This window comes from Sphingomonas sp. Leaf20 (assembly GCF_001421535.1).
Taxonomy (GTDB): domain Bacteria; phylum Pseudomonadota; class Alphaproteobacteria; order Sphingomonadales; family Sphingomonadaceae; genus Sphingomonas.
In genome coordinates this window covers 467,353-492,423 of the sequence record NZ_LMKN01000001.1, presented here as the reverse complement: position 1 = coordinate 492,423, position 25,071 = coordinate 467,353, and the positions used below count along the sequence as shown (strand labels likewise).

Sequence of the window (25,071 nt, the reverse complement as noted above, 5' to 3'; positions counted from 1 at the left end):
GAAAATGTAAAGAACTCATCAATCGACAGGACTTGTTAACGGGCGATCATTAGCCGTGTCCTGGCAGGAGGATTGATGTCGATATTGGCTACCATCGAACTCATCGGCCAGCCCGCGGCCGTGCGGGTCGCGCATGGCAATCGACACGACGCGCGTGCGATCGGTTCGGCTGGGGGCGGGAACGGCCTGGTGCGCGACGTCATGGTTCATGACGTCTCGACGACCGGATGCCGTTTGACGGGGCTCACGATGGATGTCGGCACCAGTTTCAGGCTTGGCCTGACGGGGGGAGGCGTCGCGCAAGGGCATGTCGTCCACGCCGCGGAGGAGGGATATGGATGTGCCTTCTCGCCCGAACTGTCCGAGGCCGACTTCGCCAGATCGTTCGATCCCCGTCCACCCGTCACCGCGCTGCAGACACCACCGGCTGGTCGCGAGACCATGGCGGAGCCGGCACCGGACCGGTGGCCAGCGCCGGTGCGTCTCGTGACGCTGATTGGCTCGGCCGTCGCGGCCTGGGGTGTCGCCTTGACGTTGTACCGGCTGCTGTAAGGCAAGTTACGCTCTGGGTGTCGAGGCTATATCACACTGGTCGCCGTTTAATTCCCTGCTATCAAAACAAGTCTTTGATTAAGGGTTATAATATAGTCATGCTCTGCATCGGGTTGAGATGATCGCGTATTAGACCCGTTCTGATTTTGATCGATATAAGCACAAATCGTAACTAACGATTCCCCCATTCTCTATAATATACGCATCAAGAGAGAGCCTTCGCAGGAATTGGGCTGGGTCTCGGAGGGGGTGGATCATGACCGCAAAACGCTCGATGAGACTGGCCGGCGTGGCGACGATCATCGTCGCGGCCGCATTGGCAGCCGCGACGACCAATGGGAGCGGGGCATCCGCAGCGGCGGTGACGGTCGTCGCGGCCGGTGCGACGTCAAATGGCGCAGGTGCTATCAACGGCGCACCAGCGACATCGGTCGGCCGGACCGCAGAGGCGGCGACCATTCCTGCCCCGGCGACGGGCTTTCAATTCGGCGTCCAGACGCATTTCAGCCAAGGCTGGCAGCCTTCATGGCTGGCGTTGACGTCGCAGATCGGTACGCGCGTCATCCGCGACACGGTGAACTGGGCGAGCGTCGAGAAGACACCCGGGACCTATGTCTTCACGGGCACCGCGATCGACACGCTTGCCGGTTTCTGCGCGACCGGCGGCAAGCTCAGTCTGACGATCGTGCCGCGCAACGCGCTGTATGACGATGGCAAGATGGTCTATTCGAGTGCCGGACAGGCGGCATTTGCGACCTATCTTCGCAAGTTGCTCGACCGGTTCGGCGGATGCGTCACCGCGCTGGAAATCGGCAACGAGATCAACGGCAACAACGCGCTCGACTATCCGGCCGGCTATGACCAGTCGCAAACCTATGTCGCCACGCTCCGCGCCATGTATCAGCCGCTCAAGACGGCGCACCCCGAAGTCTCGATCCTCGGCGGATCGACCAATACGATCGGCACCGGGTTCCTCGACAAGATGTTCGCTGCCGGGATGCTCGACGTCGTCGACGGCGTCGCGGTGCATCCCTATCGTCCCGAGGCGGAGGGGATCGACCTCGAGATAAACCATCTGAACGACGTGATGCGGCGGTACGGAACGCCGAAACCGGTCTGGGCGACCGAATATAGCTACGGCGTTCCCGATCCGAGGCTCGCGTCTGCATCGCTCGTCAAATCGGTGCTGCTCCTCTACGCCTCGGGCGTGACGCATGCGAACTGGTACGCGCTGGTCGAGCAGAGCGGCTTTCCGTACATGGGGCTGTTCGCGTCGAACACGATCAAGCCGGTCGGCGTGGCCTATCGTGCCGTGGTCGATCATATCCTGCCATTCGGTGCGCCGGTGCGTGTCAATCTCGGCACGCGCCCGATCTATCTCTACAAGATCGGAGCCGATCGCTACGTCGTCTGGGGCGGCGGCGGCACGATTGCCTTCACGGGGACCACGACGCTCCGCGACATGTACGGCGCGGTCATTCCCGGTGGTGCCGGCGGGGCGATCACGATCCGGCCCGAGCCGGTCATCATCAGTGGTGCGACGGGGTATACGCTCGGCGAGGACAGCGTGATCGCGGACACGCTGCTGCAATATGGCGTCGCACCCTGGACGTATCTGCGGCGTGATGGGGCGGGCAAGAACACCGCGCTCGAGCTGTTCGATAACAAGTTCACGAGCTATTTCGGCGACATCTGGTCTCAGCCTCTTCGCATCAACACCACGTCGGCAGCGCCGTCGGGCGATGGTGCCGCGCCGATGCGCGCGGTCATCCGCTATACCGCGCCCAAGGCCATGCAGGTCGATCTCAATGCCTGCTTCATGAAAGCGGTCGCGGGCGATGGCGTCGACTACCGCATCGAACGCAATGGCGTCGCACTGGCCAACGGCGTGCTGATCGACAAGATCATGATCACGGCGCTTCCCGTCAATGTCGCGGCCGGTGACAGGATCGAAATCTCGTTCGGTCCGAACAAGACATACGGCAACGACTTGCTGTCCTACCACGCCACGTTGAACAAGCGCGGGGCGGTGGCCCCCGCTCTTTGCTATGCCTGAGCACGCATGACCAAAGCCGCGCGCGAACTGGTCGGTTGATGCCCGTCGTGACTTGAGGCTGTCAGCCGCGCTCGTACGTTGTCCCGTGAGACAATCGCGATCGGGAAACGTCATGGCGCAGGAAATCGAGCTGAAGCTGGTGGTGACGGATGCCGCCGCCGACAAGGTTGGTGACCTCGTTGCGGGCACGCTGTTTCCCGATGTGACCGGCAGTACCGCGACGTTGAACGCGACCTATTTCGATACGCCCGATCAGCGGCTGCGCAAATACGGCGCCTCGCTCCGCATTCGACGCAGGGCGGACGAGCGGATCCAGACGATCAAGATCGATTCGGCCAAGGGGGCGGGGCTGTTCAGTCGTCCCGAATGGGAGCGCGCGGTCGACGGCGACACTCCGATCCTTGACGATACGACGCCGCTGGCGCTCTTGCCAGGTCCGCCACTGGAGGGCGTCGGCCCCGTGTTCACCGTCGCCGTCGAGCGGACGACTTGGCGGGTGCGGGATGACGTCGCGGATATCGAGATCGTACTCGACCGGGGTAGCGTGACCGCCGGGGATCGAAGCTCTCCCGTCTGCGAGATTGAACTCGAGCTCAAGCAGGGCGATCCCGCCGCGTTGTTTGCGCTGGCGCGGCAGATCGGCGGGCTGATCCCCGTCCGGCTCGGCGTCCTGACGAAGTCCGAGCGGGGATACGCGCTCTCCGACGCCAGCGCGCGCGCGTTCAAGGCAGAGCCGGTGAGGCTCGACGCGGCCATGACGCCTGCGGCGGCGCTGCAGGCGATCATCGGCGGGTGCCTGCGGCACTATCGGTTGAACGAGACGATCCTGCTCGAAACGCGCGCGCCCGAGGCGCTGCATCAGGCGCGCGTCGCACTGAGACGGCTTCGCTCCGCGCTCAAGATCTTCAAATCCGTGGTGGGAAAGGAAGACGCGGGCCGGTTACAGGCGGAGGTGCGGCCGCTGGCGCGCATCCTCGGCACGGCACGCGATCTCGACGTGCTGTCCGACGCCGTGATGAGCAAAATCGGTCGGGGGCCGGTCCATACGCAGATCGAGTATCTCCGCGATACCGCGTATGAAGCGGTCGACGCCGCACTCGGATCGCCACGGACGATGCAGGTGATGCTCGATCTCGTGGCATGGTCGGCAACGGGTCCCTGGCTCGATGCGACCGCGACGGCGACGGCCCGGGCGATGCCGGTATCGGAATTTGCCGCGATGAGCCTCCGCAAACGACGCAAGCAATTGAAGATCAATCACGCGTCGCTCGAGGAGCTCGACACGAACGCGCGGCATCGCCTCCGCAAATCGGCCAAGACCTTGCGCTACGCTGCCGAATTCTTTGCCGGGCTCTTCGAGAAGGATGGGCAGAAGCGGCGGCGCGCGGGGTTCGTCCGCACACTGGAAAAAATCCAGGATCGGCTCGGGATACTCAACGATCGTTCGACAGCGCCGATGCTGCTGCGGGACCACGGCCTGCTCGAGCTGGACGGCGCGGCGGCGCTGATCGATCGGCACGGGGTGGACAGGTTGGTCCACCGGGCGGGGAAAGCGCACCGCAGGCTGCTCGATCGGAAGCGATTCTGGGATTGATCGGGAGCGACCGGCATAGCTGTAGCCCATCTGGCGATGAGCTCAGGCCGCGATGATGGTGGTGACCAGTTCGTTGGCGAGCGCGCGCGCTTCCTCGACGGGCAGGGGGCGGCCAAACAGATAGCCCTGCGCCCGCGTGCAGCCGAGTGCCTCGACGATCCGGCGCTCGGCCTCGGTCTCGACGCCTTCCGCCGTGGTGGCGATGCCTAGGCTGTGCGCGAGCGCGACCACCGCGCGGATGATCGCAAGCGCCTCGCGGCCGCCATGCGATGCCGCCTCGACGAAGCTGCGGTCGATCTTGATGGACGAGAAGCGCGTCCGGCTGAGATAGCCGAGCGATGATTGTCCGGTCCCGAAATCATCGAGACTGAGCCGTACGCCGAGCTTGAGGATCCGATCGAGAACGATGCCGACGCCGTGTCCCTTGTGCAGGAACAGACCCTCGGTCACCTCGAGCTCGAGCCTTTCGGGTGCGAGGTCCGCATTTGCGAGCGCGGCGGTGACCATCGCTACGAACCCCGGGTTGTAGAGCTGCTCGGGCGAAACGTTGACGGCAACGCGCACGTTCGCCGGCCAGCGCGCCGCCTCGCGGCACGCGGTTCGCAGTACCCAGTCACCGATCGGGGCGATCAGCCGCGTCTCCTGCGCAATCGGAATGAACTTGGCCGGGGAGACGTCGCCCAGATCGGCGCTCCGCCACCGCAGCAGCGCCTCGAAGCCCTGCAACATCGTCGTGTCGGTATCGACGATGGGCTGATATTCGAGATGCATCTCGTCCCGTTCGATCGCGCTCCGCAGCGCGATCTCGAGGAGCCGACGCTCTTCTGCCTGTGCGTGCAATTCGGGTTCGTAGGTGCGGTAGACTCCGCGGCCGGCATCCTTGGCGCGGTAGAGCGCCAGATCCGCGGAGCGGACCAGCATCTCGGAAGTACGGCCGTCGCGCGGGCCGACGGCGATTCCGACGCTCGCGCCGATGTACAAGGTGTGGTGATCGATCTCGTAAGGGCGTGACAGCGCGTCGATGATCCGTTGCGCGAGCGTCTCGACGCCGGCGACATCGGTCGCATCCGGAATGATCACCGCGAATTCATCGCCGCCCAGCCGGCCACACGTCCCGCTTGCCCCCATCAGCGCGTCGAGGCGCGCGGCAACGCCGCACAGCAGCCGGTCGCCGATCGGGTGGCCGAGCGTGTCGTTGACCGCCTTGAAGCGGTCGAGATCGAGCATCATGAACGCGTACCGGCCGATTGCCGGATCGGTTTCGCTGATCGCCAGCGACAACGTTTCGTTGATCATCAGCCGGTTGGGCAGGCCCGTCAGCGCATCGTACCGGGCCATGCGATTGATCTTGTCGGCCGATGCGCGCTGGTCGGTGACGTCCGACCCGACCCCCCGGAAACCGCAAAACGTCCCCCGATTGTCGAAGCGCGGCGATGCCGAGACCTCCCACCAGCGCTCTTCCCCCGCGATCCACACGGGCAGGCGCACGGCACTGAAGCTTTCCCGCGCCTTCAACTTCTTGGCGAGGGTGCGCAGTCCGGGGGCAAAGTGACCGGTATCCCATGTCGGGCCGGCAAGGACCTGCAGAAACGGCATGCCCTCGAGAAGCGCGGCGTCCTGCTCGCATGCGACCGCGAGTTGCCTGTTGGCACGTACGATACGACGTCCGCCGTCGATCTCCCACAGCCAGTGCGCGCCCGTCGCTTCGAACTCGCGCAGCAGGAGGCTGACGGTCTCGTCGCGCTCGTCAAGCGCCAGTCCCGCGGTCTCGATGATGGCGAGCGCTTTCGCGCGGCTCATGCAGATCGTCAGCAGCAGGATCGTGAAGATCAGCGTGGCGACACCCGCCACGGGCGCACCGGTGAGCACGAGGCACGAAGCCGTGACCAGACCGAACGCAAGCAGGAAGGCGGTGGTCGCCAGCGCCAGCGGTGCCATGAAGAAGGCGGTGGCGGTCGAAAACAGCATGAGCGCGATGCCCGGGCCGAGGGCGCGGATCGGCTTTCCCTGCATACACAGGAGTATCGGCAGAACCGACAGGACCAGCCCGAGTGCAAGCCCGTTCCACGCGGTCTGACGGATGTCGGTTCGGCTCGCGTGACTGAACGCACGGGCAGGGGTCAATGCCATCCGGACCGCCCCCGCTGCCGCCGTCGCCACGGTCATGACCATCCAGAGGAGGATCTCCCACAACGGCATGCTGTGATACAGCAGCGCGCCGCAGAGCGTTACGGTGAGCACCGCCGCGCCGAGCATCAACCAGATACGGTGTCGCCCCGCCAGCAACTGGCGCGCACGGATCAGGCCCCATTCGTGAGAATCGGTCGCCGAAAACGTCAGCAACGCCTTCAAAGTGACGCGTTCCGCCTCCTGCGGGACGCAAGATAACGTTTCGTTGGGGAGAAGCGACAATCTGTTCACCCCCCTGCACTTAACGAATGTTAGTTATCACATCCCTAGGAACGCCGATTTTGTAAGAAATAACTGGTCCATTTTGGGGCTATCGGTCAGCGCCCCCTCAAGCGGCGATATCGTAAGGCTTGATGTCACCGCTCAGATACAGGTTGCGTGCCTTCGCGCGGCTCAGCTTGCCCGACGACGTACGCGGCAACGTCCGCGGCGGTATCAGCTCGATCACGCAATTCATCCCGGTCACCGAGCGGACGCGCTCGCGGATCTCGTCGCGAAGACGCAGGCGCTCGCCCTCGTCCGAGCTGCGGCACTGCACGAGGACCGCGGGCGTTTCCTCACCACCGGGCGTGGTGATCGCGAACGCGGCGATGTCACCGGCCTTGAAGCCCGGCAGCTGTTCCACCGCCCATTCGATGTCCTGCGGCCAGTGGTTCTTGCCGTTGACGATGATCATGTCCTTGGCGCGGCCGACGATGTAGATATAGCCGTCGGACATGTAGCCCATGTCGCCGGTGTCGAGCCAGCCATCGGCCATGCACGCGTCGGTCGCCGCGTCGTCGCGGAAATAGCCGACCATGACCGACTTGCCCTTGCACCAGACCTTGCCGATCGCGCGCTCGGGCAGCGGCGTGCCGTCCTCTTCGCGAATCTCGATCCGCATGTCGCGGACGGGTTTGCCGCAATTGACGATCGCGCGGTAACGCTGCGGCCGGTCTTCCCCGCGCGAGCCGCCCGAAAGCTGCGTTTCCTCGACCAGCTCGACGCGGATGCCTTCGCCTGGCGGCATCAGCGACACGGCCAACGTCGCCTCGGCGAGGCCATAGCTCGGGAGGAACGCCGACGCCTTGAAACCGGCATCGGCGAAGGCATCGACGAACGACTGCATCACGTCGGGGCGGATCATGTCGGCACCGTTACCCGCGACGCGCCAGCGCGACAGGTCGAACCGTTCGCTCGCCTTGGTCTGCGACGACATGCGGCGTGCGCAGATATCGTAGCCGAACGTCGGCGAATAGCTGAGCGTGGTCCCCGTGTTGCGGCTGACGAGGTCGAGCCAGGCGAGCGGACGACGCGCGAAATCCTCAGTCTTCAGATAGTCGGTCGAGACCTGGTTGGCGATCGGCGACAGGAAGCAGCCGACCAGACCCATGTCGTGATACCAGGGCAGCCACGACACGCAGCGATCGGTCGCGCAGATCTCCATGCCGTGGCTGTGCGCGGCGAGGTTGTTCAACAGCGCTTCGTGCGTGATCACCACGCCGTGCGGGAACCGGGTCGAACCGCTCGAATATTGCAGATAGGCGATATCGTCGGAGCGGGCTTCGGGGAGTGTCGCTTCGGGGGCATCGCGCGTCGCGAATTCGGACCAGTCGACGCCGATCGTGTCGGCCAGACGGGCCGCCTCGCTTGCCATCTGCGCGAGTTCGGGCGGATAGATCAGCATCTTGGGATCGCAGCTCGACAGCTGAATCCGGAGTTGCTCGATATAGGACACGCGGCCGCCGAACGACGTCGGCAGCGGCAGCGGCACCGGCCAGGCGCCGGCATAGACGACGCCAAAGAACAGCGCGGCGAACTCGGCGCCGGTTTCGGCGACCAGCGCGATGCGGTCCTTCGGTGCAACCCCCGCGGCGATCAGGCGATCCGCCATCTTGCGCGCATCGCGCTGAAGCTGCGCATAGGGATAGGGCTGCGCCAGCGTACCGCGCGCGTCGTGGAAATTGAGCCCGCGTGTCCCAGTCGCGGCATAGTCGAGCGCATCACCGAGCGTCGCGAAGTCGGCGAAGCGACGCGGCAGCGCATCCTCGGTCGGGGTCGCCGTCACGTTCGGGGCAGCCCGGTCGATCGCCGGCTTCGCCAGCGGGTCGGTCGTCATCGCCCGAGAAGTGTCGATCGTCATCTGCGTCCTGTCTGTCCCGTCGCGGCCTGTCTTCGGACATTCCACTCCTGTGACCTCGCATGCCGCGCCCCGTTTTGGAGCACGCACGCAGGCCGTGGCGTTCAAAATCCTATCCCAGTGTGGCACAATGATGGCGTGACCAAAGACCGTCGTCGAGAAAAGCCTGAAAAACGCGTGCCGAAGCCGCTCGATGCTGCGTCGCTGGAGCGCCTTGCGCTGCATTATGTCGAGCGATTCGCGACGACCCGCGGACGGCTGAGCGACTATCTGCGTCGCAAGCTGCGCGAGCGCGGCTGGGCCGACGGCGCGGGCGCGGCGCCGGATCCCGATGCGCTGGCGCAGCGGCTCGCCGATCTCGGCTATATCGACGATCGGGGTTTTGCCGAGGCGCGCGCGGCGTCGATGCAGCGGCGAGGGCTGGGCGCGCGGCGGGTGGCGGGTGCCTTTCGCGCGGACGGCATCGAGGACAGCGACGCGGACGCGGTGGCGCCCGCGATCGCCGATCGCGGCGTCGATGCCGCGCTGGCTTATGCCCGTCGCAAGCGGCTTGGCCCGTACGGCGATCCCGATCGCGTTCAGGGCGACGATCGCGCGGTTCGGCAGAAACAACTCGCGGCGATGATCCGTGCGGGTCATAGCTTTGAGTTGGCGCGCAAAATCCTGGCGGCTCCCGCCTCGGACGAATTCGATCCAGCGGATTTCGCGTGACAGTACATCGCATGTTGTTGCGGCTGCGAGGAAGCGTGCTAGCAAGGGGTGGGGGTGCGTAAGGATGCGTGGTGAGACGCAAGTTGGTGGTGACGTGGACAGGGCGGCGCGGCAGGTTGCTGACGCCGTGATCGGCATGCCCGTCGCGATGGCGATCAACGCGGTCCCGAACATCGGGATAGCCGGAGAGCAGGCGCCCGTGGCCGAGCCGGCGGTCTATGGCGGCGTCGTCAAATGGTTCGACGTCACGCGCGGGTTCGGCTTCGCGGTCGCCGACGATGCCGCGATCGGCGATATCCTCATCCATTTCTCCGTCCTGCAGCCGCATGGCCGCCGCAGCCTGCCCGAGGGTGCGCGGATCGAGGCGGTGGCGGTGCAACGCGGGCGTGGCTTTCAGGCGCGCGAGATCCTCTCGATCGATCTGAGCAACGCGGTCGATGAAACCGCGATCCGTGCCGCCGCAAGCGCTGCCGGCGCACCCGACCGGATCGATCCCGTCACGCTGATCGATGCGGCCGGGCCTTTCGAACCCGTGATGGTCAAATGGTTCAACCGGCTGAAGGGCTATGGCTTCCTCGTCCGAGACAGCGATGGGCGCGACGTCTTCGTCCATATGGAGACGCTGCGGCGCGCAGGGATCGATGCGGTCGAACCCGACCAGCCGCTGCAGGCGCGGATCGTCACGGGTCGCAAGGGGCCGCTTGCGGTTGCCGTGGAGCAAGGGCCCGGGGCCTGATACAGCGCGTGCCGGTCGGCCCGACCGCAGCCGCGTCCGGTCTAATTTGGGATAATGTCATGCGTAAGATCTTGCTCGCGTCCGTTCTCGCTCTGGGGCTTTGCGCCTGCTCGAGCGGGGATGCCAATGGTGGGGATGTGCGGGGGGATCGGGGTTCGGCGAACGGGGGAGTCGCGGACGCCGCAAAGACGCTGACGGTGACGATCCGCAGTGCAAACGGTGCGCATGTCTTCACGGTCGAGCCCGCGCGGACCGAGGCCGAACAGGCGCAGGGACTGATGTACCGCACCGACCTTAAGCCCGACCGCGGCATGCTGTTCGCGCCCTATCCCGCCGGTGGCGGCGGGCCGCGCGAGGCGAACTTCTGGATGAAGAACACGCCGAGCCCGCTCGACATCGTCTATATCCGCGCGGACAAGACGATTGCGCGCATCGCGGAGAATACCGTGCCGTTTTCCGAAGCGCCGATCCCGTCCGGCGAGCCGGTCGCCGCGGTGCTCGAGATCATGGGCGGGCGCGCCGGCGAGCTCGGGATCGCGGAAGGCGATCGCGTCGAATGGACGGACAAGGCCGGCTGAGCGCGGTGCGGTTCGACGGCGTGATCGCGTTCGAGGTTGCTGGCGCCGCGCTCACTCGCTAAGCGGCGGCTATGGGATTTCTCGCATCGACCTTCACGTGGTGGAACGGCGCCACCCTCGGCACCAAATTCGGCCTTCGCGGCAAGACGCGGATGGGCGAGGACGCGCTCGGGAACGTTTATTACGAGGGCGGCAAGGACACCGCGGGCAACCCCCGCCGCTGGGTGATCTACCAGGGCGCGACGGATGCGAGCCGCGTTCCCCCGGCGTGGTTCAGCTGGCTGCATCACCAGGTCGCCGATGTTCCCGACCGCGCGCTGCCGCCGGTCCGTGCTTGGCAGAAGCCGGCGGTCGCGAATCTGACGGGCACCGCCCTGGCCTATCGTCCCGCGGGGGCACTCGAAAAGGGTGGACGCCGAGCGGCGGCGACGGGCGATTATGAAGCCTGGACGCCCGAAGGATGACCCGGCGGATCGCTGCGGCGATCCTGATTGTCGTCGTGGTGATCGGGGGCTGGCTGGGATACCGCGCCATGTCCGACCGCCGCGCCGCACCGGTCGCTGCGGTCCAGCAGGATCTTCCAGGCGCGGACCAGCCCGGCGACGATTCGATCGAGACAATCGACACGGGCGCGGCATCGCTGGCCAATGGCGGCACGCCGATGGCGCAGCGCGTCGCGGTGATCGGGCTGCTCAACAAGCGTAACGGCGATACCCGGGAGGTCACGCTCAAGCCGGGGCAGGCGACGCGCATGGGCGATGTCGTGTTACGCCTGCGCGCCTGCGAACAGACCGCGCCATGGGAGACGGAGCAGCTGACCGGTGCGTTCGTCCAGGTCGTGGTGCGCGGCACCGACAAGCGCTGGCGACAGACATTTTCGGGATGGCTCTACAAGGAGCGTCCCGCGCTGAACGCGGTCCAGCACCCGATCTACGACGTTTGGGCCAAGAGCTGCGCGATGACGTTCCCTGCGACCGGGCCCGATACCGCACCCGTCGCGGAAGCCGCGGCGAAGCGGTCCAGCGCGAAGAAATCGCCCGCCGCCGAGCCAGTCCCGGCTGAATCCTCGCCGGCCACGCCCTCGATCGCGCCCCTGAGCAACGCGACATAGGCGTTGCGGTCGATCTCGACGGCGCCCAGCGAAGCGAGGTGCGCCGTCTGGAACTGACAATCGAGCAGGTCGAACCCGCCCGCCTTCATCCGCGCGACGAGATGCGCGAGCGCGACTTTCGACGCGTCGGTCGCGCGGCTGACCATGCTCTCCCCGAAGAATGCCCGGCCCAGCGCGAGCCCGTATAACCCGCCAACCAGCGCTTCGCCGTCCCAGCATTCGATCGAATGCGCGAACCCCATCGTGTGGAGCTGAAGGAAGACGCGCTCGATCCCGGTGTTGATCCAGGTCTCGGGTCGGTTGTCGACGCTTTCCGCGCACAACGCGAGGATGTCCGGGAACGCGGTGTCGACCGTGACGCGGAAGCGATCCCTGACAATCGTCTTGCGCAGCGAGCGCGCCAGATGAAAGCCGTCGAGCGGCAGGATCGCACGGCGCCGGGGTTCGACCCAGTAGACGCTGTCCGCGTCGCGGCTGTCGGCCATGGGAAAGACGCCGACGGCATAGCCACCGAGCACGATTTTGGGATCGAGTTGCTCCATGGCTGTGGACAATCAGCCTGCCAGGCGCCGTTCGATCGTGCGCCACAGCGTGTCGAACGCGGCAGCGGCGCTCGATCGCGGCGCAAAGACGCCGACGGGGGCGCGGTGCGCGGTCATCGATTCGATCACGCTGCTCATCGGGATCACCGGCCATTCGGGTCGCGCGGCGACCGCGTCGGCATGCAGACGTCGGCGACGATCGACCATCACATGCACGGGAAGAATCGGGGTCCGGCCGCCCAGATGCCGCACGACATCCTCATAGGCGCGCTGCGACAGCGGCGAGGGGATGACGGGCACGACGATCAGGTCGGCGGCGCGCATGACCTGATCCGCGGTCTCGGTCAGCCCCGGCGGACAGTCGAGAACGACACGGTCGTAATCGATCAGTTCGGCAATCAGCTTTTCCAGCCGCTTCTTCTTGTCGATCGCATGGAAGAGGTGATCCAGCCCACGCAGCGACGCGTCGGCGCCGATCAGGTCGAGATGGGGGATCGCGGTCGGCTGCGCGCGCTTGCGAACCGCGATGTCCTTCGAGAACATCGCCTGCGCCTGATCGCGCCCGGCACCGCCATGCATCAGGAAGGTGCTGGCGGCCTGCGGATCGAGATCCCAGAGCAGGGTGCGTCGCGCGGACCGCGCCGCCGAGCACCACGCCAGATTGACTGCGAGCGTCGTCTTTCCGACGCCGCCCTTCAGGCTGTAGATCGCAATGGTTGCCATGGCGGTCAGCGTGGCGCGGCGAGCAGCGAATGGCAAGGCACGCTCCCCTGAGCGGCAAGCGCGGAACTGGGCCGCGGGGCCGGGCGTGGCGCCGGGCAGTCCGTCGAACCGAAAGCGGGGAACGGTCGTGGACACACCACGACCATTCCCCGACGGCATCGATCAGGATCGAACAGCGATCAGATGTGGCAGGTCTGGCTGCCCTTGCCGGGCCGCGTCAGGTCGATCGCCTTCTCGTTGCCGGTCATCGACCAGCCACCCTCTGCAACCAGCGGCTCGCCGGCAGCGGGGGCCTTGAGCGTGGTGGCGGTGTCGCCTTCCTTGAGACGGATATTGGCCTGCTTGTCGCCCTGGAAGAACGTCACATAGACCAGGCTGTTGTCCTTGCAGCGCATCGTCTGCTCGGACTTGATCGATGGCGGCAGTTCGACGGGGCCGGCATTGGCGAGCTGGTTGGCCATCGGATCGGGGTTGCTGTCGACAACCTCGGGCGCGGCGGGCTTGGAGTTGCAGGCGGCCAGCGCGAGCAGCGCGGCGACGGCGGTGATGGGGAGGGGGGTCTTCATGGTGCGAAGCGACTTCGCGCATGCAGCAAATGCCGTCAAGCCGTAGCGGTACCGTTACCGGCGCGCGCGTTCGGACCATCCCTGCGGCAGGTCGGCTCGCCGCAATCGGCATGTTGGACCATGCAACGCCGACGCGCGAAACGTTGTTTTGGCGGGGATATGTCGGGCATTGCGGTCGGGCAGCGAACGGTTGATCGGGCAGGCTGTGGTCGGCCGGGACAGGCGTGCCGGGCACGGCGTTGGCGAGGCGGAGCTGGATCGTTTTGGTGCACTGCCGTCCGGGACGCCTGATTCTGCTCTTTCGCTCGAGGCCATGGCGGGCCCATGGGCACGATCGAGAGAGCGCCCCGGCGAATCGGGGACGACGGCGCGGGGATGGTGGCGCCGGCGAAAAACATGGCGGCGGCAACGGTGCGATCAACGGCTGCGCTATAGTATGAAACACCGTCGAAAGGACGACGCATGACGCGAAATGACGACCCGTTCGATCGCCTGACCGCGATCGCACAGTTGATTGCGGACGCACTCGCGCTCGCGGACGAAGGCAGTGAATCGCTGCTCGGCGCCAAGCTGTCCGATGCGCAGGCCTGCGTGGACTCGCGCCTCGAGATGCTGGCCGGCGGCCGGCGGCTGGGCTGCGGGCGGTCCTGAGCCTGCTCGCCCCCTAACCGCTGGCCCTCATGCTCCCGGCTCCACGCGGGGCTGGCCTGTGCGATCCGCGTTATCCCGGCCGTACGGAGATCGCTTCTGTGGCGTATAGATTCGCGTGCTTGCCCTTGGCTGGGGTCGGCGCCATCTAGCCCGGATGCAGATGACAACCGATACGCAGACGCTACCCGACACGCTCGCCCTGATCGGCAACACGCCGCTGGTACGCCTCAAGGGGCCCAGCGACGCGACGGGCTGTGACATTTTCGGCAAATGCGAGTTCGTGAACCCGGGCGCGTCGATCAAGGATCGCGCGGCGCTGTCGATCGTCGAGGACGCCGAGGCGCGCGGGATGCTGGCACCCGGCGGAACGATCGTCGAGGGGACGGCGGGCAATACCGGGATCGGTCTTGCGCTGGTCGCCAATGCGAAAGGGTACAAGACGATCATCGTCATGCCCGAGACGCAGAGCCGGGAGAAGATGGACACGCTGCGCGCGCTGGGCGCGGAGCTCGTCCTCGTTCCCGCGGCGGCGTTTTCGAGCCCCTGCCACTTCGTCCACACGTCGCGGCGGATCGCCGAGGAGACGCCGGGCGCGATCTGGGCGAACCAGTTCGACAATACCGCGAACCGCCGCGCGCATATCGTCGGCACCGCCGAGGAGATCTGGGCGCAGATGGACGGCCGGATCGACGGCTTCACCTGTGCGGCGGGCACTGGGGGCACGATCGCTGGTGTCGGTCTCGGGCTCAAGGCCAAGGACGAGGGGGTCTGCATCGCGCTGACCGACCCGCACGGCGCGGCGCTGTATAATTATTATGCGCATGGCGAACTGAAATCGGAGGGATCGTCGGTCGCCGAGGGGATCGGGCAGGGGCGGATCACCGCCAATCTCGAAGGCGCACCGATCGACACGCAGTTCAGGATCTCGGATGCCGAGGGCTATGAATGGACGCGGCGGTTGCTTGACGAGGAGGGGCTGTGCCTCGGCCTGTCGTCGGGGATCAACGTCGCCGGCGCGGTCGCGCTCGCGCGGCAGCTGGGGCCGGGAAAGCGGATCGCAACGATATTGTGCGATACCGGATTTCGCTACCTGTCGACGCTCTATAATGCCGAATGGCGCGCGTCGAAGGGACTTGCTTGAGAAGCATGCAAGCCACCCCGGACGCGGCCGTTCGACAAATGCGCGGTGATCGGGTAGCTAAACACGCCAAGATGCAGAACGGACACGTACCTTCGCAGACCATGCAGCGGATCAAGGTCGGTATGATCGGCCTTGCCGCGGTGGTTCTGTTCATCGGCCTCGCCAGCGCGATCATCGGATCGGCGACGCGGGAACGGCCCGTCGTTGCCGCGGGCTCGGCGCAAGCGGATGTCGTCGCGAACATGGCGGTCTCGAACACCACAGCCTCCGACGGCACTGACGAGCCACTCGCCGAAATGGGGCTCGCGCCGAGCGTCAACGCGCAGGCGCCTGCCGCCAAGCCTTAACCACCGGATGCTGCCGGATCACGCCGTCCTTTCGTGGTTTGCGCGCTATTGGCCTTGCGCCCGGCTTTCCCTTGAGTCTCAATATCATGGCGTGTGGCTTGGCCCGCCGTTGGTCGCGCGTGCCCGCTCGATTGGACGAATTAACCTTCTGATTCCGTGAAATCCCCAAAAATCCCGTTGCGTCCCCGTTTCGCTGTGATAGACCGAGGTTAACACAGGGGCACGGTCACCGAGCGCGATTGCGCGGTCGGATCGCAGCGCGAGCTGCGATTCGAAGCGGGAAGTCGTGCACGCCATTCGCGGGATATTGGCGTGTCGGACAGAGGGCGGTATCAGGGAGACGGCATCGGCCTTGTCGACGACAAGGGTCGGGTAGCCATCCCTTCCGCACTTCGGACGATCCTGTCGGCAAACGCCCCCAAGGCAAACGGCAAGGACGGCGGAACCATCATCATCGGCGCGCATCAGAAGAACCGGTGCCTGGTCGCGTATGACCCGGGCTATGTCGCGCTGCTCGCTGAAAAGCTCGACCGGCGCGAGGCCGAGAACACGCGCGAAGACGGCGAATACGACTACAACATCAAACGTCGCGCGGCGTCCGGCGAGGCGGTGCCGTTCGATGGGTCGGGTCGTTTCATCATGCCCACCTTTCCGCGCTTCTATGCCGGGATCAAGACGCACGCGTTCTTCTACGGCGTGCTCGACTATATCGAGATCTGGGACCCCGCGGCGCTCGTCGCGACGCCGGACATGCCCGACGTCGTCAAGGAGATGGCGCGCTTCTACATGGCCGAGAAGGGGGTCGCACTGTGAGCGATCTGCTGCCCCAGGACGGTGCGCCGCACGTCCCCGTGCTGATGGACGAGGTGCTTGCCGCGCTGGCCCCCGCACCCGGCGAGACGATGGTCGACGGGACGTTCGGCGCCGGCGGCTATACCCGCGCGCTGCTGTCGCGAGGCGCGCGCGTGATCGCGTTCGATCGCGATCCGGACGCGATCGAGGCGGGTCGCGCGCTCGCCGATGCGCATGACGGCCTGACGCTGGTCGCCGCCGACTTCTCCGCGATGGTCGCCGAGCTCGAGGCACGCGACGCGTTGCCCGTCGACGGGATCACGCTCGATATCGGCGTGTCGTCGATGCAGCTCGACCAGGCCGAGCGCGGCTTTTCGTTCCAGTCGGACGGTCCGCTCGACATGCGGATGGCGCAGGCGGGGATGTCGGCCGCGGATTTCGTCAACGAGGCGGACGAGGCCGAGATCGCCGACGTGCTGTATCAATATGGCGACGAGCCCAAGTCGCGGCGCGTCGCGCGTGCGATCGTCGCGGCGCGGCCGCTGACGCGTACCGGCGAGCTGGCGCACGTCATCCGCCGCGCGCTCGGCTACAAGGCGCACGACAAGAAGGATCCGGCGACGCGCGCGTTCCAGGCGATCCGCATCCACGTCAACCGCGAGCTCGGCGAACTGGCGGATGGCCTGCTCGCCGCGGAGCGCGCGCTCAAGCCCGGCGGGCGGCTCGCGATCGTGACGTTTCACAGCCTCGAGGACCGGATGGTGAAGCGGTTCCTGCGCGCGCGGTCCGGCGCTGCGCCTTCAGGTTCGCGTCATCTTCCGCAGGCGAAAAGCGTGTCGGAACCGAGTTTTACCGATGTCGGACGCCCCGTGCGCGCCGGCGAGGACGAGCTGGCACGCAACCCGCGTGCGCGCTCTGCGACTTTACGAACGGCGCGGCGGACCTCCGCGCAACCTTGGACGGAAGAGGTGACGACATGACGGCGGCGTATCGGTTGAAGGGTGTGGGCTGGTTCGGGGGCTGCGTGGCCGTCGTGCTCGGTTTCTACCTCGTTTCGCTGCAGGTCGCCGCCGAGCGCAAGAAGCTGGAGGCCGTCAATGGCCAGATCCGGTTCGCCGAGCGCGACATCCGTGCGCTCGAGACCGAGTTCGACACGCGCGCCAACCTGGTGCAGCTCGAACGCTGGAATGGCGACACGCTGGCGTTGTCCGCGCCGACCGCCGGCCAGTTCGTCGCAAGCGAATCGGCGCTGGCCGCGCTCGACGTGAACCAGATCGGCAACCGCGGGACGATCCAGACTGCGCAGCTGCTGGTGCCGTCGATGCCCGTGATCGCGCCCGTTGCAGCGCCCGCAGCGGTGCCCGCAGCCGTGACCAACGTCGGCGTGCAGACCGCCGCGGTCGCAGCGGCGCTGAAACCCGTCGTGATCCGTGCGTCGGTCCAGATGCCCAAGTCCGCCGAGGCCGCGATCGTCCGCGCCGCCTCGACCGAGCGCCTCGCCGCGGTGGCCAAGGTTCGTCCGCAGGCGGTCGCGATGCTCGATCGCAAGCTGCTGTCCGATACCACGCTCGGCTCGATCCTGAACGGCGCCCGCGCCGAGGCCGGGCGCCTGCGTTGACCACGCTCGTCGCCCGGCCAGTCTCCGAGCGGCGTACCGCGACGCAGCGCCATGCGCTGGTCGCGACGGCGCACATGCGCCTGATGATGCTGATGTTCCTGTTCGGCGCGGCCGTGTTGCTGGTCATCGGTCGGCTGGGCATGCTGGCGATCCAGGGGTCGCTGAGCGATCCCGCGGCACGCGCCGCCGCGATCGCCGCCCGCGGCGACATCGTCGATCGCAACGGCGCACCGCTGGCGCGTACGATCGATGCCTGGACGATCGCGGTCCATCCCAAGAAGCTGATCGGCGACCCGACCGAGATCGCGGCGCGGCTTGCGGCGCTGATGCCCGACCGTGGCGACCAGGCATTCTTCTATGCGCTGCTGACCAAGAATGTCAGCTTCAGCTATCTCCAGCGGCGCGCGTCGCCTGCTTTGGTCGAGCAGGTCAACGCGATCGGCGAACCCGCGATCGTGTTCGCGCGCGAGACGCAGCGGCTGTACCCGCAGTCGACGATGGCCGCGCATGCGCTGGGCTTCCTGTCGACCGACGGGCACGGCATGTCGGGCATGGAGCGCGTCCTTGACGAGCGGCTGACCAACCCGGCGCTCAACGGCACGCCCGTCGCGCTGTCGATCGACACGCGCGTCCAGGCCGCGATGGAAAGCGAACTCGCGCGCGCGGTGGCGTCGTTTCAGGCCAAGGCGGCGTCGGGCATCGTCCTCGACGTCGATACGGGCGAGGTCATCGCGATGACCTCGATGCCCGTCTTCAATCCCAACCGGGTCGGGATGGCGGGCACCGAGCAGCTGCGCAACATGGGAACGCAGAGCGTGTACGAGCTCGGTTCGGTGTTCAAGCCGATCGCGATGGCGGCCGCAATCGACACGGGCGTCGTCACGTCGATGTCGCGCCGGTTCGACGCGACGGCGCCGATGCGCGTCGGCGGCTACACGATCCACGACGATCCGGGCGACGAGGAGAAGCGCTGGCTGAACATCCCGGAAACGCTGATCTATTCGTCGAATATCGCAACGGCGCGGATCGCCGACCAGATCGGCGCGACGGGCATGCAGACGATGTTCCGCAAGCTCGGGTTCGACACCAAGCCCGATATCGAACTGCGCGAGAAGGGGCGTCCGATCTGGCCGACCTTCTGGGCGCGGACCACGGTCATGACGTCGGCATATGGCCACGGGATCGCGGTGACGCCGCTGCATCTTGCCAACGCCTACGCGACGCTCGTCAATGGCGGGATCTGGCGGCCGACGACGCTGCTCAAGATCGATCCGGCGCATATCCCCGCAGGGCGGCGCGTGATCAGCACGACGACGAGCGCGCGGATGCGCCAGCTGCTCCGGCTGATCGTGCAATATGGTACAGGTCGCAAGGGCGAGGCGCCCGGCTACCGCGTCGGGGGCAAGACGGGCACCGCGGAGATCGCGCAGGCGGGCGGGTACAACAAACATACCAACGTCTCGACCTTCGCCGCCGCCTTCCCGATGGACGCGCCGCGCTATGTCGTCGTCGTGACGCTCGACTCGGCGAAGGGCAACAAGGAATCCTACGGGTTCACCACCGCCGCCTGGACCGCGGCACCGGTCGTCTCGCGCGTGATCAGCCGGACCGGATCGATGCTGGGGGTGATACCCGACACCAATCGCGATATCGACGAGAGCGACTTGCTCCCGTTGTTGTGGCATGCGCCGGGGACTCCGGCGTTCGGTGCGAAGCCGACGACCGGCGCGGAGTAAGCGGCTGAACGTCCGGTCATGAGATTTGGCCGTGACGGGACGGCCATGGGGATTGTGCCAATGAGGATGTTTGCATGAAACTGGCTACGCTGATCGGCGAAGAGACCGGCAGCGGCGGACATGCGTCGTCTGGACAGGCCGCCGTCCGACCGGTTGCATCCGGCGGAGACATGGACCGCAACGTCACCGGCTTCGCGATCGACCACCGCAAGGTCGCACCGGGGACGGTGTTCGGCGCGTTCAGGGGCGAACGCGTCAATGGCGAGGATTTCATCCCCGACGCGATCCGCGCGGGTGCGATCGCGGTGGTCGCGCGCCCCGGGCTGGTGATCGACGGCGCGGCCTATATCGCCGACGAGACCCCGCGCGAGCGTTTCGCGCAGCTCGCGGCGCGGTTCTTCGCCCCGTTCCCCGAGACGACGGTCGCGATCACCGGCACCAACGGCAAGACCAGCTGCGTCGAGATGACCCGGCAATTGTGGCGGATGGCGGGGTTTCACGCCGCCTCGATCGGGACGCTCGGCGTGACGACCGCGGACGAGCGCGTGACGACCGGGCTGACCACGCCCGACGTGGTGACGTTCCTGTCGAACGTCGCCGGGCTGGCCCGCGAGGGCGTGACCCACCTCGCATTCGAGGCATCGAGCCACGGGCTGACACAGTATCGGACCGAGGGGCTTCCCGTCTCGGCCGCCGCGTTCACCAATCTCAGCCGCGATCACCTCGATTATCACGGTGACATGGCGGCCTATTTCGCGGCGAAGATCCGCCTGTTCTCTGAGGTGCTCGGACGCGACGGCGTTGCGGTGGTCTGGGCCGACGATCCGCAGGCGGCGCGCGTCATCGATCTGGCGCGCGAACGCGGCAACCGGCTCGTGACCGTCGGCACGCGCGGCGACACGCTGCGGCTGGTCGGGCGCGATCCGACCTTGCTGGGGCAGGGGCTGAGAATCGAGGCGGGTGGCACGACGTACACGGTGACGTTGCCGCTGATCGGCGGCTATCAGGCGGCGAACGCGCTTGTTTCCGCAGGGCTGGTGATCGCGACCGGTGGCGATGTCGCGACGACGATCGCCAATCTCGCGCGGTTGCAGCCGGTGCGCGGGCGGCTCGAACGCGCGGTGATCGCGCGGTCGGGCGCGCCGGTCTATGTCGACTATGCGCATACGCCCGATGCGCTGGAGGCCGCGATCGCCGCGCTCAAGCCTCATGCCGGGGGGCGGCTGATCGTCGTGTTCGGCGCGGGCGGCGACCGCGACACGGGCAAGCGCGAGACGATGGGGCAGGTGGCGGTGCACTATGCCGACCGCGTCATCGTCACCGACGACAACCCGCGTACCGAGGACGCCGCGCTGATCCGCCGCGACATCCTGAAGGGCGCGCCCGGCGCGATCGAGATCGGCGATCGGCGTGCGGCGATCAAGGCGGCGATCGACGAGGCCGGCGGCGACGACATCGTGCTGATCGCGGGCAAGGGGCATGAACAGGGGCAGATCGTCGGCGACATGGTGTTGCCGTTCGACGATGTCGGCGTCGCGCGCGAGTGCGCCGCGTGACCGGCGCCGCACCACTGTGGACCGCCGCGGAGATCGCGGCGGCAACCGGGGGGACCGCCTCGGCGGACTTCGCGGTCGGCGGCGTCGCGTTCGATTCGCGTGAGGTCGGCCCGGGCGACCTGTTCGTGGCGATGAAGGGCGAGGCGAGCGACGGTCATCTGTTCCTCGACCAGGCGTTCGCGCAAGGCGCGGCGGGCGCGATCGTCTCCGAGCCATGCGATCATCCGCACGTCCGCGTCGCCGACAGCTTTCGCGCGCTCGAGGATCTGGCACGCGCGAGCCGGAAGCGCAGCGGTGCGACGATCATCGGGGTGACGGGGTCGGTCGGCAAGACCAGCGCGAAGGAGGCGCTGTACGCCGCGCTCGATCGCGGCGCGCCCGGCGCGGTGCATCGCTCGGTCAAGAGCTACAACAACCATACCGGCGTGCCGTTGAGCCTCGCGCGGATGCCGCGCGACGCGCGCTTCGGCGTGTTCGAGATGGGGATGAACCATGCCGGCGAACTCGCGGCGCTGACCCGGATCGTCCGCCCGCACATCGCGGTCGTCACCGCGATCGCACCCGCGCACACGGCGTTCTTTCCCGACGAGAGCGCGATCGCCGACGCGAAGGGCGAGATCTTCGAAGGGCTCGAGCCCGGCGGCCGCGCGATCGTGCCGTTCGACAGCGTGCACCGCGATCGGCTCGTCGCAGCGGCAGCGCCGCATGCGGCGACGGTCGTGACGTTCGGGCTCGAAAAGGGTGCGGACGTCCGCGCGATCGAGACGGTGCGGCTGGCGACGGGGTCGACCTTCGTCACCGCGCAGTTCGGCGCGCATGAACTGAGCTTCACCATGGCGCAGCCCGGCATGCACTGGGTATCGAACGCGCTCGCGGTCCTCGCTTGTGTCGATGCGGCGGGGGCCGATCTGGGGCTCGCGGGGCTGGCGCTTGCCGAACTCGGCGGGCTGCAGGGTCGCGGCGCGCGGTTCATGGCGTCGCTGCCGGACGGCGAAGCGCTCGTGATCGACGAGAGCTACAATGCCAATCCGTCATCGATGCGCGCGACGCTCGCGGTGCTGAAACAGGAACCGGGACGGCATGTCGCGGTCCTCGGCGAAATGCGCGAACTGGGCGCGGCGTCGGCCGACTATCATGCGGGGCTCGCCGAGCCGATCCTTGCGGCAAATGTCGAAATGGCGCTGCTGGTCGGTGAAGCGATGGCGCCGCTCGCGCAGGCGCTTGAGGGGAAAGTCGAAACCGTCCATGTGGGCGACGCTGCGGCCGCGCTGACGTCGTTACGGACGATCCTGGCGCCGGGCGATGCGGTTCTCATTAAGGGATCGAACGGTGTAGGGCTCGCGCGTGTCGTGGCGAGCCTCGGGGGCGGGAAGACGTAAATGCTGTACTGGATCGCCGCACATCTGGGTTTCCCGGGTATATTGAACCTGCTGCGCTATCAATCGACGCGGACGGGCGGCGCGGTCGCGACCGCGCTGATCATCGGCCTGATCATCGGGCCGCGGTTCATCGGTTGGCTGCGCGTCCGACAGGGCAAAGGGCAGCCGATCCGCGCCGACGGCCCGCAGACGCACCTCGCCAAGCGCGGCACGCCGACGATGGGCGGGCTGATGATCCTGACCAGCATGACGCTGGCGATCCTGTTGTGGATGGACCTCGCCAACCCCTATGTCTGGGCCTGCCTGTTCGTGACGCTGGGGTTCGGCACGATCGGGTTCATGGACGATTACGACAAGGTGCGGAAGGCGAGCACCGCGGGGATTTCGGGGCGCACGCGGCTGCTGCTCGAATTCGCGATCGCGGGGATCGCCGCGACGATCATCATGTCGCAGAACGGGCCGCATCTGTACCTGCCGTTCACGTCGCGCATGTATATCGATCTCGGTTGGTTCTTCCCCGTCTTCGCCGCGTTCACGATCGTGTCGTTCGGCAATGCGGTGAACCTGACCGACGGGCTCGACGGACTGGCGACGATGCCGGTGATCATCGCGAGCGTCGCGTTCATGGTCATCGTCTATCTCGCGGGCAACGTGAAGTTCGCCGACTATCTCGGCATCCCGCACGTGCCGGGGGCGGGCGAGCTCGCGATCTTCTGCGGCGCGGTCGTCGGCGGGGGGCTGGCGTTCCTCTGGTTCAATGCGCCGCCGGCGGCGGTGTTCATGGGCGATACCGGGAGCCTCGCGCTGGGCGGTGCGCTCGGGACGATCGCGGTCGTCGCGCATCACGAGATCGTGCTCGGGATCATCGGCGGGCTGTTCGTCGCCGAGGCGCTGAGCGTGATCATCCAGGTGTTCTTCTACAAGCGGACCGGCAAGCGCGTGTTCCGGATGGCGCCGATCCACCATCATTTCGAACAGCTCGGCTGGAGCGAGCCGACCGTGGTGATTCGCTTCTGGATCATCGCGCTGGTGCTGGCGCTCGTCGGCCTGTCGACGTTGAAGCTGCGGTGATCGTCGCGCAGGCCTGGCGCGGGAAACGCTTCGCGGTGCTCGGGCTCGCGCGGTCGGGCGCGGCGACCGTCCGGGCGCTGGTCGCCGGCGGGGCGAACGTCGTCGCCTGGGACGCTGACGAGTCGAAGCGTGCCGTCTTCGCTGCCGACCCCGTGCGGGGAGACGACGCGTGTCTCGAGCTGGCTCCGCTCGAGGATCTGGCTGGGTTCGACGCACTGATCGTGTCCCCGGGTGTGCCGTTGAACACGCATCCTCTCGCCGCGAGCGCGCACGCGGCCGGAATCCCCGTCATCGGCGATATCGAGCTGTTCGCACAGGCACGGCGCGACCTTCCGTCACACAGGGTCGTCGGGATCACGGGCACGAACGGCAAGTCGACCACGACCGCGCTCGTGCATCATATCCTGAAGACCGCGGGCGTGCCGACGCTGATGGGGGGCAATATCGGCCTGCCGATCCTCGGGCAGGATCCGCTGCCCGAGGGCGGCGTCTACGTCCTCGAGCTGTCGAGCTACCAGATCGACCTGACCCAGGCGCTCGACTGCGACGTCGCGGTGCTGCTCAACGTCACGCCCGACCATCTCGACCGCTATGACGGGTTCGAGGGCTATGCCGCGTCGAAGGCCCGGCTTTTCGCGATGCAGACCGCAGCCAGCGTGGCGATCGTCGGGACCGGCGATGCGACATCGGGCGCGATTGCCGCGCGGCTTGGCGGCAGCGGTCATCGGCTCGTGCCGATCGCGGCGGACCCGGACGTGTCGAATGCCGACTGGCCTGCCTTGCAGGGGCCGCACAACCGGCAGAATGCCGCCGCGGCGATCGCCACGGCCGAGGCGCTGGGCGTCGATGCGCGCGATATCGACCGCGCGCTGATCAGCTTTACCGGCCTGCCGCACCGGATGGAGCGGATCGCGACGATCCGCGGCGTCGGTTATGTCAACGACAGCAAGGCGACCAACCCCGAGAGCAGCGCACCTGCGCTCGCGGCGTTCGAGCGGGTGCACTGGATCGTCGGTGGCCGGGCGAAGGGCGACGATCTCGACGCCTGCGCGCCGGCGTTCGGGCACGTCGTCCACGCCTATACGATCGGGGAGGCGGGCAGGACGTTTGCGGATCTGCTCCAGCCGGCGATGCCGGTCGAGCAGTCGGTCACCCTTGCGGTCGCGGTGTCGAGTGCCGCCGCCCGCGCGCAGCCCGGCGACACCGTGCTGCTGTCGCCGGCATGCGCGAGTTTCGATCAGTTTGCCGATTACGAAGCGCGCGGCGCCGCGTTTCGTGCCGCGGTGGAGCAGTTGGCATGAC

The 25,071-nt window shown here is 66.9% G+C and carries 23 protein-coding genes and 1 pseudogene; 19 read left to right on the top strand and 5 right to left on the bottom strand.

Annotated features, from left to right (window positions below; translation table 11 throughout):
- Positions 1-75: 75 nt before the first annotated feature.
- From ASE72_RS02415 to ASE72_RS02405, 3 genes are all read left to right on the top strand, one after another.
- On the top strand, positions 76-552 hold the full coding sequence (locus ASE72_RS02415) for a hypothetical protein (RefSeq protein ID WP_056016179.1): 477 nt from the start codon (positions 76-78) through the stop codon (positions 550-552).
- A gap of 256 nt (positions 553-808) precedes the next feature.
- A complete protein-coding gene (locus tag ASE72_RS02410; protein ID WP_056016176.1) occupies positions 809-2,608 on the top strand; it encodes a hypothetical protein in 1,800 nt (599 codons plus the stop codon).
- A gap of 112 nt (positions 2,609-2,720) precedes the next feature.
- A complete protein-coding gene (locus tag ASE72_RS02405) occupies positions 2,721-4,202 on the top strand; it encodes a CYTH and CHAD domain-containing protein (RefSeq protein WP_056016174.1) in 1,482 nt (493 codons plus the stop codon).
- Positions 4,203-4,244: 42 nt separating this feature from the next.
- On the opposite strand, the gene ASE72_RS02400 is transcribed toward ASE72_RS02405, so the two are convergent.
- Positions 4,245-6,623: a putative bifunctional diguanylate cyclase/phosphodiesterase gene (locus tag ASE72_RS02400; protein WP_443024704.1), complete on the bottom strand. Its 2,379-nt coding sequence runs from the start codon at positions 6,621-6,623 to the stop codon at positions 4,245-4,247.
- Positions 6,624-6,720: 97 nt separating this feature from the next.
- The gene (locus ASE72_RS02395) at positions 6,721-8,490 is read right to left on the bottom strand and encodes a fatty acyl-AMP ligase (RefSeq protein WP_056016168.1); all 1,770 of its coding nucleotides are present in this window, start codon (positions 8,488-8,490) and stop codon (positions 6,721-6,723) included.
- A 198-nt stretch (positions 8,491-8,688) separates the two neighbouring features.
- Between ASE72_RS02395 and ASE72_RS02390 the strand changes: the two genes are divergently transcribed.
- The 5 genes and pseudogenes from ASE72_RS02390 to ASE72_RS21085 all read left to right on the top strand — a co-directional run.
- Positions 8,689-9,222: a regulatory protein RecX gene (locus ASE72_RS02390; RefSeq protein ID WP_056016165.1), complete on the top strand. Its 534-nt coding sequence runs from the start codon at positions 8,689-8,691 to the stop codon at positions 9,220-9,222.
- A 136-nt stretch (positions 9,223-9,358) separates the two neighbouring features.
- Positions 9,359-9,958 carry a cold-shock protein gene (locus ASE72_RS02385; protein WP_082445855.1) on the top strand — a complete coding sequence of 200 codons (600 nt, stop codon included), beginning with the start codon at positions 9,359-9,361 and terminating at the stop codon, positions 9,956-9,958.
- A 59-nt stretch (positions 9,959-10,017) separates the two neighbouring features.
- Positions 10,018-10,536, top strand: coding sequence for a DUF192 domain-containing protein (locus tag ASE72_RS02380; RefSeq protein WP_056016162.1), 519 nt, complete (start codon positions 10,018-10,020; stop codon positions 10,534-10,536).
- A 71-nt stretch (positions 10,537-10,607) separates the two neighbouring features.
- Positions 10,608-11,000 carry an NADH:ubiquinone oxidoreductase subunit NDUFA12 gene (locus ASE72_RS02375; protein WP_056016158.1) on the top strand — a complete coding sequence of 131 codons (393 nt, stop codon included), beginning with the start codon at positions 10,608-10,610 and terminating at the stop codon, positions 10,998-11,000.
- Positions 10,997-11,431 (top strand): annotated as a pseudogene (locus ASE72_RS21085) (DUF2155 domain-containing protein); the annotation flags it as partial. The gene ASE72_RS02375 and the pseudogene ASE72_RS21085, both read left to right, overlap by 4 nt.
- 35 nt (positions 11,432-11,466) lie before the next feature.
- On the opposite strand, the gene aat reads toward ASE72_RS21085, so the two are convergent.
- From aat to ASE72_RS02360, 3 genes are all read right to left on the bottom strand, one after another.
- Positions 11,467-12,189, bottom strand: coding sequence for a leucyl/phenylalanyl-tRNA--protein transferase (aat, locus tag ASE72_RS02370; RefSeq protein ID WP_056016155.1), 723 nt, complete (start codon positions 12,187-12,189; stop codon positions 11,467-11,469).
- A gap of 12 nt (positions 12,190-12,201) precedes the next feature.
- Complete coding sequence (locus tag ASE72_RS02365; protein ID WP_056016152.1) at positions 12,202-12,912, bottom strand: ParA family protein; 711 nt, start codon at positions 12,910-12,912, stop codon at positions 12,202-12,204.
- A gap of 179 nt (positions 12,913-13,091) precedes the next feature.
- On the bottom strand, positions 13,092-13,478 hold the full coding sequence (locus ASE72_RS02360; RefSeq protein WP_056016150.1) for a hypothetical protein: 387 nt from the start codon (positions 13,476-13,478) through the stop codon (positions 13,092-13,094).
- A 462-nt stretch (positions 13,479-13,940) separates the two neighbouring features.
- Here ASE72_RS02360 and ASE72_RS02355 point away from each other — a divergent pair, with 462 nt between their 5' ends.
- The 11 genes from ASE72_RS02355 to murD all read left to right on the top strand — a co-directional run bounded on the left by ASE72_RS02355 (position 13,941) and on the right by murD (position 25,070).
- Positions 13,941-14,129 carry a hypothetical protein gene (locus ASE72_RS02355; RefSeq protein ID WP_056016148.1) on the top strand — a complete coding sequence of 63 codons (189 nt, stop codon included), beginning with the start codon at positions 13,941-13,943 and terminating at the stop codon, positions 14,127-14,129.
- A 160-nt stretch (positions 14,130-14,289) separates the two neighbouring features.
- The gene (locus ASE72_RS02350) at positions 14,290-15,270 is read left to right on the top strand and encodes a cysteine synthase A (RefSeq protein WP_056018761.1); all 981 of its coding nucleotides are present in this window, start codon (positions 14,290-14,292) and stop codon (positions 15,268-15,270) included.
- Positions 15,271-15,341: 71 nt separating this feature from the next.
- Positions 15,342-15,617 (top strand): hypothetical protein, encoded by a 276-nt coding sequence (locus ASE72_RS02345; RefSeq protein WP_235532194.1) that lies wholly within the window; start codon positions 15,342-15,344, stop codon positions 15,615-15,617.
- A gap of 312 nt (positions 15,618-15,929) precedes the next feature.
- Complete coding sequence (locus tag ASE72_RS02340) at positions 15,930-16,430, top strand: division/cell wall cluster transcriptional repressor MraZ (RefSeq protein WP_056016143.1); 501 nt, start codon at positions 15,930-15,932, stop codon at positions 16,428-16,430.
- A complete protein-coding gene (gene rsmH / locus ASE72_RS02335; RefSeq protein WP_268795872.1) occupies positions 16,427-17,389 on the top strand; it encodes a 16S rRNA (cytosine(1402)-N(4))-methyltransferase RsmH in 963 nt (320 codons plus the stop codon). The genes ASE72_RS02340 and rsmH overlap by 4 nt, the downstream gene beginning before the upstream one ends.
- Positions 17,386-18,027, top strand: a complete 642-nt coding sequence (locus ASE72_RS02330) for a hypothetical protein (RefSeq protein WP_056016140.1) — start codon at positions 17,386-17,388, stop codon at positions 18,025-18,027. The genes rsmH and ASE72_RS02330 overlap by 4 nt, the downstream gene beginning before the upstream one ends.
- The gene (locus tag ASE72_RS02325) at positions 18,024-19,763 is read left to right on the top strand and encodes a peptidoglycan D,D-transpeptidase FtsI family protein (RefSeq protein WP_056016137.1); all 1,740 of its coding nucleotides are present in this window, start codon (positions 18,024-18,026) and stop codon (positions 19,761-19,763) included. Before ASE72_RS02330 ends, ASE72_RS02325 begins: the two co-directional genes overlap by 4 nt.
- 170 nt (positions 19,764-19,933) lie before the next feature.
- A complete protein-coding gene (locus ASE72_RS02320; RefSeq protein WP_056018755.1) occupies positions 19,934-21,319 on the top strand; it encodes a UDP-N-acetylmuramoyl-L-alanyl-D-glutamate--2,6-diaminopimelate ligase in 1,386 nt (461 codons plus the stop codon).
- Positions 21,307-22,698, top strand: a complete 1,392-nt coding sequence (locus ASE72_RS02315; RefSeq protein WP_082445734.1) for a UDP-N-acetylmuramoyl-tripeptide--D-alanyl-D-alanine ligase — start codon at positions 21,307-21,309, stop codon at positions 22,696-22,698. The genes ASE72_RS02320 and ASE72_RS02315 overlap by 13 nt, the downstream gene beginning before the upstream one ends.
- Entirely contained in the window at positions 22,699-23,769 is a 1,071-nt protein-coding gene (mraY, locus tag ASE72_RS02310) for a phospho-N-acetylmuramoyl-pentapeptide-transferase (RefSeq protein ID WP_056016134.1), read from the top strand.
- Positions 23,766-25,070: a UDP-N-acetylmuramoyl-L-alanine--D-glutamate ligase gene (murD, locus tag ASE72_RS02305; RefSeq protein WP_056016131.1), complete on the top strand. Its 1,305-nt coding sequence runs from the start codon at positions 23,766-23,768 to the stop codon at positions 25,068-25,070. Before mraY ends, murD begins: the two co-directional genes overlap by 4 nt.
- The last annotated feature ends 1 nt before the right edge of the window (position 25,071 follow it).

Bases quoted from the DNA above. Each gene is read 5' to 3' on its own strand.
- ASE72_RS02415 (WP_056016179.1), top strand. From the start codon at position 76: ATGTCGATATTGGCTACCATCGAACTCATCGGCCAGCCCGCGGCCGTG.
- ASE72_RS02410 (WP_056016176.1), top strand. From the start codon at position 809: ATGACCGCAAAACGCTCGATGAGACTGGCCGGCGTGGCGACGATCATC.
- ASE72_RS02405 (WP_056016174.1), top strand. From the start codon at position 2,721: ATGGCGCAGGAAATCGAGCTGAAGCTGGTGGTGACGGATGCCGCCGCC.
- ASE72_RS02395 (WP_056016168.1), bottom strand. From the start codon at position 8,490: ATGACGACCGACCCGCTGGCGAAGCCGGCGATCGACCGGGCTGCCCCG.
- ASE72_RS02385 (WP_082445855.1), top strand. From the start codon at position 9,359: ATGCCCGTCGCGATGGCGATCAACGCGGTCCCGAACATCGGGATAGCC.
- ASE72_RS02380 (WP_056016162.1), top strand. From the start codon at position 10,018: ATGCGTAAGATCTTGCTCGCGTCCGTTCTCGCTCTGGGGCTTTGCGCC.
- ASE72_RS02375 (WP_056016158.1), top strand. From the start codon at position 10,608: ATGGGATTTCTCGCATCGACCTTCACGTGGTGGAACGGCGCCACCCTC.
- aat (WP_056016155.1), bottom strand. From the start codon at position 12,189: ATGGAGCAACTCGATCCCAAAATCGTGCTCGGTGGCTATGCCGTCGGC.
- ASE72_RS02365 (WP_056016152.1), bottom strand. From the start codon at position 12,912: ATGGCAACCATTGCGATCTACAGCCTGAAGGGCGGCGTCGGAAAGACG.
- ASE72_RS02360 (WP_056016150.1), bottom strand. From the start codon at position 13,478: ATGAAGACCCCCCTCCCCATCACCGCCGTCGCCGCGCTGCTCGCGCTG.
- ASE72_RS02355 (WP_056016148.1), top strand. From the start codon at position 13,941: ATGACGCGAAATGACGACCCGTTCGATCGCCTGACCGCGATCGCACAG.
- ASE72_RS02350 (WP_056018761.1), top strand. From the start codon at position 14,290: ATGACAACCGATACGCAGACGCTACCCGACACGCTCGCCCTGATCGGC.
- ASE72_RS02345 (WP_235532194.1), top strand. From the start codon at position 15,342: ATGCAGAACGGACACGTACCTTCGCAGACCATGCAGCGGATCAAGGTC.
- ASE72_RS02330 (WP_056016140.1), top strand. From the start codon at position 17,386: ATGACGGCGGCGTATCGGTTGAAGGGTGTGGGCTGGTTCGGGGGCTGC.
- ASE72_RS02320 (WP_056018755.1), top strand. From the start codon at position 19,934: ATGGACCGCAACGTCACCGGCTTCGCGATCGACCACCGCAAGGTCGCA.
- mraY (WP_056016134.1), top strand. From the start codon at position 22,699: ATGCTGTACTGGATCGCCGCACATCTGGGTTTCCCGGGTATATTGAAC.